General features: G+C 61.7%; 9 protein-coding genes. 7 read left to right on the forward strand and 2 right to left on the reverse strand.

Annotated features, from left to right (window positions below; genetic code table 11):
- Positions 1-28: 28 nt before the first annotated feature.
- From htpG to ACK3CV_RS05855, 7 genes are all read left to right on the forward strand, one after another.
- Positions 29-1,894: a molecular chaperone HtpG gene (gene htpG, locus ACK3CV_RS05825; protein WP_164141167.1), complete on the forward strand. Its 1,866-nt coding sequence runs from the start codon at positions 29-31 to the stop codon at positions 1,892-1,894.
- A gap of 202 nt (positions 1,895-2,096) precedes the next feature.
- Complete coding sequence (gene adk / locus ACK3CV_RS05830; RefSeq protein ID WP_004940261.1) at positions 2,097-2,741, forward strand: adenylate kinase; 645 nt, start codon at positions 2,097-2,099, stop codon at positions 2,739-2,741.
- Positions 2,742-2,906: 165 nt separating this feature from the next.
- Positions 2,907-4,040 (forward strand): sugar diacid recognition domain-containing protein, encoded by a 1,134-nt coding sequence (locus tag ACK3CV_RS05835; RefSeq protein WP_039566980.1) that lies wholly within the window; start codon positions 2,907-2,909, stop codon positions 4,038-4,040.
- Positions 4,041-4,159: 119 nt separating this feature from the next.
- Positions 4,160-5,425 carry a GntP family permease gene (locus ACK3CV_RS05840; protein ID WP_015376868.1) on the forward strand — a complete coding sequence of 422 codons (1,266 nt, stop codon included), beginning with the start codon at positions 4,160-4,162 and terminating at the stop codon, positions 5,423-5,425.
- Positions 5,426-5,434: 9 nt separating this feature from the next.
- A complete protein-coding gene (locus ACK3CV_RS05845) occupies positions 5,435-6,598 on the forward strand; it encodes a glycerate kinase (RefSeq protein WP_103798873.1) in 1,164 nt (387 codons plus the stop codon).
- 119 nt (positions 6,599-6,717) lie between these two features.
- Positions 6,718-7,680 (forward strand): ferrochelatase, encoded by a 963-nt coding sequence (gene hemH / locus ACK3CV_RS05850; protein WP_164141165.1) that lies wholly within the window; start codon positions 6,718-6,720, stop codon positions 7,678-7,680.
- 90 nt (positions 7,681-7,770) lie between these two features.
- Positions 7,771-9,075 (forward strand): inosine/guanosine kinase, encoded by a 1,305-nt coding sequence (locus ACK3CV_RS05855; protein WP_025301797.1) that lies wholly within the window; start codon positions 7,771-7,773, stop codon positions 9,073-9,075.
- Positions 9,076-9,133: 58 nt separating this feature from the next.
- Here ACK3CV_RS05855 and ybaL read toward each other — a convergent pair whose 3' ends face one another.
- Together ybaL and ACK3CV_RS05865 are read right to left on the reverse strand one after the other, a co-directional pair.
- Complete coding sequence (gene ybaL, locus ACK3CV_RS05860; protein ID WP_033637356.1) at positions 9,134-10,825, reverse strand: YbaL family putative K(+) efflux transporter; 1,692 nt, start codon at positions 10,823-10,825, stop codon at positions 9,134-9,136.
- A 245-nt stretch (positions 10,826-11,070) separates the two neighbouring features.
- Entirely contained in the window at positions 11,071-12,291 is a 1,221-nt protein-coding gene (locus ACK3CV_RS05865; protein WP_033637357.1) for an MFS transporter, read from the reverse strand.
- Positions 12,292-12,349: the final 58 nt, after the last annotated feature.

Raw genomic sequence — 12,349 nt, forward strand, 5'->3', positions numbered from 1 at the left:
CCATTGTCTTTTGAGGTAATCAATGAGTATGAAAGGTCAAGAAACCCGCGGGTTCCAGTCTGAAGTAAAACAGCTGCTTCATTTGATGATCCATTCGCTGTACTCCAACAAAGAAATTTTCCTGCGCGAGCTGATTTCCAACGCCTCTGACGCCGCCGACAAGCTGCGCTTCCGCGCCCTGTCCGCGCCAGAGCTGTACGCCGGCGACGGCGAGCTGCGCGTCCGCTTGTCCTTCGATAAAGAGCAGCGCACCCTGACCATCGCCGACAACGGCATCGGCATGCGCCGCGAAGAAGTGATCGAAAACCTCGGCACCATCGCCAAGTCCGGCACCAAAGCGTTCCTGGAATCCATCGGTTCCGACCAGGCGAAAGACAGCCAGCTGATCGGCCAGTTCGGCGTCGGTTTCTACTCGGCGTTCATCGTGGCGGACAAAGTGACCGTGCGCACCCGCGCCGCCGGCGCCGCCGATGACGAAGGCGTGTTCTGGGAGTCCGCCGGCGAAGGCGACTACACCATCGCCGACATCACCAAAGAGACGCGCGGCACCGAAATCACCCTGCATCTGCGCGAAGGCGAAGATGAGTACCTCGACGCCTGGCGCCTGCGCTCGGTGATCGGCAAATATTCCGATCACATCGCCTTGCCGGTGGAGATCGAAAGCAAAAACGAAGAAGACGACACCGTCACCTGGGAGAAGATCAACAAGGCGCAGGCTCTGTGGACCCGCAGCAAGGCTGACGTGACCGACGAAGAGTACAAAGAGTTCTACAAGCACATCGCCCACGATTTCACCGATCCGCTGAGCTGGAGCCACAACCGGGTAGAAGGCAAGCAGGAGTACACCAGCCTGCTGTATATCCCGGCGCAGGCGCCGTGGGACATGTGGAACCGCGATCACAAGCATGGCCTGAAGCTGTACGTGCAGCGCGTGTTCATCATGGACGACGCCGAGCAGTTCATGCCGAACTACCTGCGCTTCGTGCGCGGCCTGATCGACTCCAACGATCTGCCGCTGAACGTGTCGCGCGAGATCCTGCAAGACAGCCGCGTGACGCAAAACCTGCGCGGCGCGCTGACCAAGCGCGTGCTGCAAATGCTGGATAAGCTGGCCAAAGATGACGCCGAAGGCTACCAGAAATTCTGGCAGCAGTTCGGTCTGGTGCTGAAAGAGGGCCCGGCGGAAGACCACGGCAACCAGGAAGCGATCGCCAAACTGCTGCGCTTTGCCTCCACCCACGGCGACAGCTCGGCGCAGACCGTGTCGCTGGAAGAGTACATCGGCCGCATGGCGGAAGGGCAGGAGAAGATTTACTACATCACCGCCGACAGCTACGCTGCAGCCAAGAGCAGCCCGCACCTGGAGCTGTTCCGCAAGAAAGGCATCGAAGTGCTGTTGCTGTCCGATCGCATCGACGAGTGGATGATGAGCTACCTGACCGAATTCGACGGCAAGCCGTTCCAGTCGGTCAGTAAAGCGGATGAAACGCTGGACAAACTGGCGGATGAAACCGAAGAGCAGAAGGCCGCCGAGAAGCAGCTGGAGCCGTTCATCGAACGCGTGAAAACCCTGCTGGGCGAGCGGGTGAAGGATGTGCGCCTGACGCACCGCCTGACCGATACGCCGGCGATCGTGGTGACCGACGCCGACGAAATGAGCACCCAGATGGCCAAGCTGTTCGCCGCCGCCGGCCAGCAGGCGCCGGAAGTGAAGTACATTTTCGAGCTCAATCCGGAGCATGCTCTGGTCAAACGCGCATCCGATGTGGGCGATAACGAACATTTCGCCGAATGGATCGACCTGTTATTGGATCAGGCGCTGCTGGCTGAACGCGGCACGCTGGAAGATCCGAACCTGTTCATCCGTCGCATGAACAAGTTGCTGTCCGCCTGAAACTGAAAATATGCGCCCTTAACGGCACCGTTAGGGGCGCATTGCCGATTTTTCCCCGCCTTTTCTCGCTTTTTGTTCGTCCGTTTTTTTGCACATTCCGCAATCGATTTCCTTCGCGCGCCTTGAGCCTGCCCCCCCTGAAATGGTATCGTTGAGCGTTTTCGCAATTTTATAAAAACTACATAGCAAGGGGATTTACGCAATGCGTATCATTCTGCTGGGCGCTCCGGGCGCTGGTAAAGGTACTCAGGCTCAATTCATCATGGAGAAATACGGCATTCCGCAAATCTCCACCGGTGATATGTTGCGCGCAGCCGTGAAGGCCGGCAGTGAACTGGGCAAGCAGGCGAAAGAGATCATGGACGCCGGCAAGCTGGTGACCGATGAGCTGGTGATCGCGCTGGTCAAAGAGCGCATCGCTCAGGAAGATTGCCGCAAGGGCTTCCTGCTGGACGGTTTCCCACGCACCATTCCGCAGGCTGACGCGATGAAAGAAGCCGGCATCAACGTGGACTTCGTGCTGGAGTTCGACGTGCCGGACGAGCTGATCGTTGACCGTATCGTTGGCCGCCGCGTGCACGCGCCGTCCGGCCGCGTATACCACGTGAAGTTCAACCCGCCGCAGGTGGAAGGCAAAGACGACGTGACCGGCGAAGAGCTGACCACGCGCAAGGACGATCAGGAAGAGACCGTGCGCAAGCGCCTGGTGGAATACCATCAGATGACCGCGCCGCTGATCTCTTACTACAGCAAAGAAGCGGCGGCGGGTAACACCCAATACCGCAAAATCGACGGCACCCGCAAGGTGGCCGAAGTGAGCGCAGAGCTGGCGACCATCCTCGGTTGATCGCAAGCGCGTTGTGCATGACGCCGGGCCTGTGGCCCGGCGTTTTTTTTGCCGTTTTCCCGCCAAATTGTGATCGCGGCGGCTTGTTGCGGCCGTGCCCGTTAATCGCCCGCGCCAAATGGCGTATAACAAGCCTGCGTTTTCACCCTCAGTAGGGAGCCGGGCATGCTCAGACAAACCAATCTTCTGGCGGAAGCCACCGCGCGCCAGATCGTCCAGCGGGCGATGGGCATCATCAGCCATTCCGTCAACGTGATGGACAGCAACGGCGTGATTATCGCCTCCGGCAACCCGCAGCGCCTGTTCCAGCGCCATGAAGGCGCCGTGCTGGCGCTGGCGGAGAACCGGGTGGTGGAAATCGACCGCGCCACCGCCGAACATCTGAAGGGCGTGCGGCCCGGCATCAACCTGCCGTTCAGCTTTCGCAACCAGCGGGTGGGGGTGATCGGCATCTCCGGCGAACCGGCCGAGGTGCGCGCCTACGCCGAGCTGGTGAAGATGGCGGCGGAGATGATGGTGGAGCAGGCGGCGCTGCTGGATCAGCACCAGTGGGAAAAACGCTACCGGGAAGAGCTGGCGAATCAGCTGCTGCAGCCCCAGCCGAACACCGCGTCGCTGGCGGCGATGGCGGCGTATTTGGGATTGGATCTGCGCCAGGCGCGCATCGTGTGGATCGTCGAGCTGCAAGAGGCGCAGCCGCACCTGCTGCGCGAGCTGCTGGCGGAGCTGGAGGCCACCCAGCGCGACGCGTTGATCGCCATTACCGGCTTCAATGAAATGACCCTGCTGCGCCCGGCCTGCATGGTGCAGGGCGAATGGAGCCTGAAGCTGGAGCGCCAACAGGCCCAGCGTTTGCAAAACCAACTCAAACACCGCTTCCGGGTGCGCTTGATCGTCGGCGGTTTTTATGACGATCCGCAAAGCGCCTACCGTTCCAGCCTGACGGCGCGCGCCACTCAGGCGATGGCGCAGCGCCTGAAACTGCGTCACGCGACGCTGTTCTACCACGACTACCCGCTGCCGTCGCTGTTGTGCGATCTGGGGGAGGATTGGCGCGCGCAGGAGCTGGGGCGCCCCTGGCGGACGCTGGGCGAACAGGACGAAAAAGGCGTGCTGCGCGGCACGCTGCGCCACTATTTTTCGCAGAATTGTGATCAGACGCAGACCGCCGCGCAGCTGCATATCCACGTCAATACCCTGCGCTATCGCCTGCAGCGTATCGAAGCGATAACCGGCATGAAAATCAACCAATTAACCGACGCTCTGCGGTTATATATCGGCATGCTGATGCACGACTGAGTTGTGCCAACCCACAAATTCCACGCCGTTCCCCCGGCGATTTTTTGTTGTTTCCCCTCAGGCCAACGCCGGGCGCGCGGGATATGTTGGCCTGCACATCAACCACGGAGAAAACAACAATGACAACCGTATCCACTCTGGGGGCGCTGGTGGCGTTAGCCGTCGCCATCGTCCTGATTCTACGCAAGGTGCCGCCGGCTTACGGCATGATCGCCGGCGCGCTGGCGGGCGGGCTGTGCGGCGGCGCCGACCTGGTGCAGACCGTAACGCTGATGATCGGCGGGGCGCAGGGCATCACCAACGCCGTGATGCGCATCCTGGCGGCGGGGGTGCTGGCCGGGGTGCTGATCGAATCCGGCGCGGCGCACACCATCGCCGAAACCATCGTGCGCAAGGTGGGCGAAACCCGCGCGCTGCTGGCGCTGGCGGTGGCTACACTGATCCTGACGGCGGTGGGGGTGTTTATCGACGTGGCGGTGATCACCGTCGCGCCGATCGCGCTGTCGATAGCCCAAAAGGCCGGCATTTCGCGCGCGGCGATCCTGCTGGCGATGATCGGCGGCGGCAAGGCCGGCAACGTGATGTCGCCCAACCCGAACACCATCGCGGCGGCGGACAATTTCCACGTGCCGCTCACCTCGGTGATGATGGCCGGCATCGTGCCGGGGCTGTGCGGCCTGGTGGTGGCCTACCTGCTGGCGCGCCGCCTGAGCGATAAAGGCAGCAAAGTGATGGCTGAAGAGCTGACTCAGCATGCCGAAGGGGCGCGGCCGGGCTTCGCTGCGGCGATCAGCGCGCCGCTGGTGGCGATCCTGCTGCTGTCGCTGCGGCCGATCGCCGGCATCGCCGTCGATCCGCTGATCGCGCTGCCGGCCGGCGGCTTGGCGGGCGCGCTGCTGATGGGGCGCATCCGCCAGTGCAATCAGTTTATGGTCTCCGGCCTGTCGCGCATGGCGCCGGTGGCGATCATGCTGCTCGGCACCGGCACGCTGGCGGGCATTATCGCCAACTCGGCGCTGAAGGATGTCTTGATTAACGGCTTAACGCACACCGGGCTGCCGGCCTGGCTGCTGGCGCCGCTGTCCGGTGCGCTGATGTCGATGGCGACCGCGTCGACCACCGCCGGCACCGCCGTGGCTTCCGGGGTGTTCAGCTCCACGCTGCTCGAGCTGGGCGTGAGTGGGCTGGCCGGCGCGGCGATGATCCATGCGGGCGCCACGGTGCTGGATCACCTGCCGCACGGCAGCTTCTTCCACGCCACCGGCGGCAGCGTCAATATGGCGGTGCACGAGCGGCTGAAGCTGCTGCCGTACGAAACGCTGGTGGGGTTCACCATTGCGGCAATCTCGGCGCTGATGTTTGGCGTATTTAACCTGGCGGGATAAGGAACAGTGATGAAAACGCTGAAAAAAGTGGTTATTGCCCCGGATTCTTTCAAAGAGAGCCTGAGCGCGCTCGGCGTTGCCGACGCCATCGAGCGGGGGTTCCGCCAAATTTACCCGCAGGCGCACTACGTGAAGCTGCCGATGGCGGACGGCGGCGAAGGCACGGTGGAGTCGATGGTGGCGGCCACCGGCGGCGAAATCGTCCAGGTGACGGTCACCGGGCCGCTGGGGGAACCGGTGCAGGGGTTCTATGGCTTGCTGGGCGACGGCGAAACCGCGGTGATTGAAATGGCCGCCGCCTCAGGGCTGCACCTGGCACCGCCCGGCCGGCGCGATCCGCGCATCACCACCAGCTACGGCACCGGCGAACTGATGCTGGCGGCGCTGGAACGCGGCGTGAAGGCGGTCATTCTCGGCATCGGCGGCAGCGCCACCAACGACGGCGGCGCCGGGATGATGCAGGCGCTGGGCGTGAAGTTGCTGGATAAGGCACGCCGGCCGCTGCCGGCGGGCGGAGCGGCGCTGGCGCAGCTGGCGCATCTCGATCTCACTGGGCTGGATGCGCGTTGGCAACGGGTGAGCGTGACCGCCGCCTGCGACGTCGATAACCCGCTGTGCGGCGAAAAGGGCGCCTCGGCGGTGTTCGGGCCGCAGAAGGGAGCGACGCCGGAGATGGTGGCGCAGCTCGATGCGGCGCTGTATCACTATGGCGAGCTGTTGGAACGGGAAACCGGCCGCGCGGTGCTCACCCAGCCAGGGGCGGGCGCGGCGGGCGGCATGGGGGCGGCGCTGCTCGGCATGCTCAATGCGCGTTTGCGGCCGGGCATCGAGATCGTCACCGAAACCTTGCGCCTGGATGAGGCGGTGCGCGATGCCGATCTGGTGATCACCGGGGAAGGCCGGCTGGACAGCCAGTCGATCCACGGCAAAACGCCGATCGGCGTGGCGCGGGTGGCCAAGCGCCACGGCGTGCCGGTGATCGCCATCGCCGGCAGCCTGACGTCGGATTACCAGGTGGTGCATCAACACGGCATCGACGCGGCGTTTTCGGTGCTCGATGGCATCGTGACGCTGGAAGAAGCGCTGGCGGGCGCCGATCGCAATCTGCAGGTGACGGCGCGCAACGTAGCGGCGGTGTGGCGACTGGCGCAAGGGGGAGGCCCACAGGCATAGCCTGTTGCTGTTATCGGTTTCGATGCTCGACTTTTCCGTTACAATAGCCGGCATTAATGGCTGCTGACATCCCGACCCAGAACGGAATGCCGGCCGGAAAGGAAATGAGGGGAACTGAGATGAAGCAAGAGAAACACGGCGTATTGCTGGTGAACCTGGGCACGCCAGATGCGCCGACCTCGTCGGCGGTCAAACGCTATCTGAAGGAATTCCTCAGTGACGATCGCGTGGTCGACACGGCGCCGCTGATCTGGTGGCCGATCCTCAACGGCGCGATCTTGCCGATCCGTTCGCCGCGCGTGGCGAAGCTCTATCAGTCGGTGTGGATGGAAGAAGGCTCGCCGCTGCTGGTGTACAGCCGCCGCCAACAGCGGGCGCTGGCGGCGCGCATGCCGAATACGCCGGTGGAGCTGGGCATGAGCTACGGCTCGCCGAGCCTGGCGGAAGCCATCGACAAGCTGCTGGCGCAGGGCGTGACCAACCTGGTGGTGCTGCCGCTCTATCCGCAATATTCCTGTTCCACCAGCGCGGCGGTATGGGATGGCATAGCGCGGGTGCTGAAAGGCTATCGCCGCTTGCCTTCTGTGGCCTTCATCCGCGATTACGCCGAACACCCGGCCTACATCGCCGCGCTGCAGCAAAGCGTGGAGCGCTCGTTCGCCGAGCATGGCCAGCCGGATCGGTTGGTGCTGTCGTTCCATGGCATCCCCAAACGCTATGCGCGCCTGGGTGACGACTACCCGCAGCGCTGCGAGGATACGCTGCGAGCGCTGAGCGCCACATTGCCGCTGGCGCCGGAGCGAGTGATGATGACGTACCAATCGCGCTTCGGCCGCGAGCCGTGGCTGACGCCGTACACCGATGAGACCCTGAAGGGACTGCCGGCGCAGGGCGTGAAGCACATTCAGCTGATTTGCCCCGGTTTCTCGGCGGACTGCCTGGAAACGCTGGAAGAGATCAAGGAGCAGAACCGCGAGATCTTCCTCGAGGCCGGCGGCGAGAAGTTTGAGTATATCTCTGCGTTGAACGACGAGCCGGCGCATATCGATATGATGCAGCAGCTGGTGGCGCAGCGCCTCTAATCATCAATAATCTGTATATTAGAATCATCGTGATCGGGCGGGAATGTGTTAACATTCTCCGCTTGTTAAACCGCCACCACCGCCAATCACATGAAATTTCCTGGTAAACGCAAGTCCAAACACTATTTCCCGGTGAGCGCCCGCGATCCGCTTCTGCAGCAGGCCCAGCCCGAAAGTGAAATCAGCACCTCGTATATCGTCGGCATCGACCAGACGCTGGTGGATATCGAGGCGAAGGTGGACGACGCTTTTGTCCAGCGCTACGGCCTGAGCCTGGGCCACTCTCTGGTGATCGAAGACGACGTCGCCGAGGCGCTGTATCAGGAACTGAATGAAAACAACCTGGTTACCCATCAGTTCGCCGGCGGCACCATCGGCAATACCATGCACAACTATTCGGTGCTGGCGGACGATCGCTCGGTGCTGCTCGGCGTGATGTGCAGCAACGTGAAAATCGGCAGCTATGCCTACCGTTACCTGTGCAATACCTCCAGCCGTACCGATCTTAACTATCTGCAGGGCGTTGATGGCGCCATCGGCCGCTGTTTCACGCTGATTGGCGAAAGCGGCGAGCGCACCTTCGCCATCAACCCGGGCCAGATGAACCAGCTGCGCCCGGAAAGCATTCCTGAAGAGGTGATCGCCGGCGCGTCGGCGCTGGTGCTGAGCTCTTATCTGGTGCGCTGCAAGGAAGGGGAGCCGATGAAGGCCGCCACTTTGCAGGCGATCGAATACGCCAAAAAACACGACGTGCCGGTGGTATTGACGCTGGGCACCAAGTACGTGATCGCCGACAACCCGCAGTGGTGGCGCGACTTCCTGAAGGAAAACGTGACGATTCTGGCGATGAACGAAGACGAAGCGCTGGAGCTGACCGGGCTGAGCGATCCGCTGACCGCCTCGGACATGGCGCTGGAGTGGGTGGATCTGGTGCTGTGCACCGCCGGGCCGAACGGCCTGTATATGGCGGGCTACACCGAAGAGGCCAACAAGCGCCAGACTCAGCACCCGCTGCTGCCGGGGCATATCGCCGAGTTCAACCGCTACGAATTCAGCCGCGCCATGCGCCGTGAACACTGTGAAAATCCGCTGCGCGTTTATTCGCACATCGCACCGTATATGGGCGGGCCGGAGAGGATCATGAACACCAACGGCGCCGGCGACGGCGCGCTGTCGGCGTTGCTGCACGATATCGCCGCCAACGGCTATCACCGCCACAACGTGCCGAACTCCAGCAAGCACGTGCGCAGCTACCTGACTTACTCCTCCCTGGCGCAGGTGTGCAAATACGCCAACCGCGTCAGCTACCAGGTGTTGAACCAGCATTCGCCGCGCCTCACTCGCGGCCTGCCGGAGCGGGAAGACAGCCTGGAAGAGTCTTACTGGGAGCGTTAACCCGCTGAAAAAGAAAAGGTCCGGCATGCCGGACCTTTTTTTATGCGCGCGTGGCGCTTCAGATCGGGCAGCCGCCCATTTTTTCTTCTTCGCTCAGGGTGTCCAGCTGCAGGATGTTCAGCATGCTGTTGGCGATCTCCCGTTCGCCCATCACCACCTGGTTGGCGCCGCGATCGGTGATGTAGGCCACCTCGTCGTCGTAGTGGGCGCGGGCGATGATCTCGATATTCGGCCGCTTGGCGCGCGCCGAGGCGACGATCTCGCCGGCCTCATAGCCGTTGGGGATGGTCAGCAGCAGCCAGCGCGCGCAGTCGAGCCGCGCCAGATCCATCACTTCCGGATTGGCGGCGTTGCCCAGCACCGTCTTGATGCCCTGTTCGCGCAGCGCTTCCACCCGCGGGCGGGAGTTCTCGATCACCACCAGCGGGATGCCCGCTTCGGCCAGTTTGCCGCCCAGCAGGCTGCCGACGCGGCCATAGCCGACCACCAGCGCGTGATTGCACATATCCACCGGGATTTGCTTCTCTTCTTCCACCGCCTCTTCGAGGATTTGGTCTTCGATGGTTTCGGTCTTGGCCAGATAGCGTTCCAGCAGGGTGAACAACAGCGGATTGAGCATGATGGACAGAATGGCGCCGGCCAGCACCAGATTGCGGCCGTGTTCCGACATCATGCCGAGCGCAATGCCGAGGCCCGCCAGAATAAAGGCGAACTCGCCAATTTGCGCCAGGCTGGCGGAAATGGTCAGCGCGGTGCGCTTGGAGTGACCGAACATTTTCACCAGCAGGAACGCGGCGGCGGATTTGCCGAACACGATGATCGCCAGCGTCGCCAGCACCGCCAGCGGTTCGTTAATCACGATCATCGGATCGAACAGCATGCCGACCGAGACGAAGAACAGCACCGCGAATGCGTCGCGCAGCGGCAGGGTGTCGTGCGCCGCGCGGTGGCTCAGTTCGGACTCGTTCAGCACCATGCCGGCGAAGAAAGCGCCCAGCGCGAAGGAGACGTCGAACAGCTTCACCGCGCCGTAGGCGATGCCGAGCGCCAGCGCCAATACCGCCAGGGTGAACAGCTCGCGCGAGCCGGTGCTGGCGGTTTTTGACAGGATCCACGGCACCAGGCGGCGGCCGACCACGATCATCAGCGCGATAAAGGCGATGACCTTACCGATGGTCAGCGCCAGCTCCATCAGCAGCTGGCTGCTGCTGGCGTTGTCGTTGCCTAGCATGTTGCCGAAGGCCGGCAGCAATACCAGCGTCAGCACCATCGCCAAATCTTCGACGATCAGCCAGCCGATGGCGATTTGCCCGCGCTGGCTGTCGATCAGCTGCCGCTCCTCCAGCGCGCGCAGCAGCACCACGGTGCTGGCGGTGGAGAGGCAGAGGCCGAACACCAGGCCGGAGATCAGATCCCAACCGAGCAACTTGGACAGCCCCATGCCGAGCAGGGTGGCGACGGCTATTTGCGCTACGGCGCCGGGAATGGCGATAGATTTTACTGCGAGGAGGTCTTTCAAAGAGAAGTGCAGGCCAACACCGAACATCAACAGGATAACGCCGATTTCCGCCAGTTCCGGCGCCAATGAGGTATCGGCGACGAAACCGGGGGTGAACGGGCCGGCGAGCACGCCTGCGGCCAGATACCCCACCAGAGGGGAGATGCGCAGGCGGTTCGCCAGCATGCCGAGGAGGAAGGCGAGTACTAACCCTCCGACGATGGTGGTAATGAGCGGTGTTGAATTATGCATCCATACTCCTTCTGGCTATGCATCGCGGCACGGGAGAAACGCAACAAAGTTACGAAAAGATACATTTAGTTTATTGCATTTGTGCGCGGCTTGCTTGGCTAATTTGGCCTTTTTTGTAAAAAGGCAGAGGATTTCACTTAAGGCGCGGCAATGAGGGGGTTTTGTGCCAGATAAAGCAAATAACATTGATTTATCCGTAAGATAACCCGGACGAATAAGTAATTTCATCCGGGCTGGTCGCGGGGTTATTGCGGTTTATGCTCCATATTGGGCAGCAGTGCGGTGATAATGCCGATCAGCGGCAGGAAAGCACAGATTTGGTAGACCAGTTCGATACTGGTCAAATCCGCGACATAACCAAGAACTGCCGCGCCTAATCCGCCCATACCGAAAGCAAAACCGAAGAATAAGCCGGAAACCATGCCCACCTTGCCGGGGATCAGCTCCTGGGCGTAGACCAAAATGGCGGAGAACGCCGAGGCGAGAATAACCCCGATAATCACCGTTAAAATGCCGGTCCAATAGAGCGATGCATAAGGTAAAACAAGGGTAAACGGCGCAGCGCCGAGAATAGAGCCCCAAATAACGTATTTTCGCCCTATCTTGTCGCCGAGAGGCCCGCCGATAATGGTGCCTGCCGCCACCGCAAATAGGAAGGCGAACAGGTGAATTTGCGCATTCTGCACCGAAACGCCGAATTTATGTATCAGATAAAAGGTGTAATAGCTGCTGATGCTGGCCAGATAGAAGTATTTAGAGAAAATCAGCACCAGCAGGATGCCCAGCGAGTAGACTACGGTACGTTTTGGCAGCGGTTTCAGCGTTGATGGGCTTTTCGGCTGCCCTTTAGTTGCCCGGTGCTGATGTTGATACCACTTGCTGACCTGCAGCAACACCACGATCGCCAGCAGCGCCGCCAGCGTGAACCAGGCGACGTTACCCTTGCCGTAAGGCGCGATGATCAGCGCCGCCAGCAGCGGGCCGAGCGAGCTGCCGAAGTTGCCGCCGACCTGGAACAGCGACTGCGCCAGGCCGTGCCGCCCGCCGGAGGCCATGCGCGCCACGCGCGAGGATTCCGGGTGGAACACCGATGAGCCGGTGCCCACCAGCGCCGCCGCCAGCAGCACCAGCGGGAAGGTGCTCGCCACCGACAGCAGCAGCAGGCCGGACAGGGTAAAGCCCATGCCGATCGGCAGCGAATAAGGCTGCGGATGTTTATCGGTGTAATAACCAATCAGCGGCTGCAGCAGCGAGGCCGTCAGCTGATAGGTCAGGGTGATCATACCGATCTGCACGAAGCTGAGGTGAAAATCGGCTTGCAGGATCGGGTAAATCGCCAGGATCAGCGATTGGATCATATCGTTGAGCAGGTGAGACACGCTGATGGCGCCGAGGATGGAGAAGGCGGTGCCTTTCACCGCACTGCCCTTGGCGGGTGGCATCGCGCTTTGGCTACTGTCGGTCATATTATTATTAGCCTGATAAGTTGTTGAGCACAGAGAAGACATCTTAGGCAGGGTGCGC

Source organism: Serratia sp. TSO36 (genome assembly GCF_057808395.1).

What these genes read in the sequence shown, in the direction of transcription:
- htpG (WP_164141167.1), top strand. Translation starts at nt 29, where the DNA reads ATGAAAGGTCAAGAAACCCGCGGGTTCCAGTCTGAAGTAAAACAGCTG.
- adk (WP_004940261.1), top strand. Translation starts at nt 2,097, where the DNA reads ATGCGTATCATTCTGCTGGGCGCTCCGGGCGCTGGTAAAGGTACTCAG.
- ACK3CV_RS05835 (WP_039566980.1), top strand. Translation starts at nt 2,907, where the DNA reads ATGCTCAGACAAACCAATCTTCTGGCGGAAGCCACCGCGCGCCAGATC.
- ACK3CV_RS05840 (WP_015376868.1), top strand. Translation starts at nt 4,160, where the DNA reads ATGACAACCGTATCCACTCTGGGGGCGCTGGTGGCGTTAGCCGTCGCC.
- ACK3CV_RS05845 (WP_103798873.1), top strand. Translation starts at nt 5,435, where the DNA reads ATGAAAACGCTGAAAAAAGTGGTTATTGCCCCGGATTCTTTCAAAGAG.
- hemH (WP_164141165.1), top strand. Translation starts at nt 6,718, where the DNA reads ATGAAGCAAGAGAAACACGGCGTATTGCTGGTGAACCTGGGCACGCCA.
- ACK3CV_RS05855 (WP_025301797.1), top strand. Translation starts at nt 7,771, where the DNA reads ATGAAATTTCCTGGTAAACGCAAGTCCAAACACTATTTCCCGGTGAGC.
- ybaL (WP_033637356.1), bottom strand. Translation starts at nt 10,825, where the DNA reads ATGCATAATTCAACACCGCTCATTACCACCATCGTCGGAGGGTTAGTA.
- ACK3CV_RS05865 (WP_033637357.1), bottom strand. Translation starts at nt 12,291, where the DNA reads ATGACCGACAGTAGCCAAAGCGCGATGCCACCCGCCAAGGGCAGTGCG.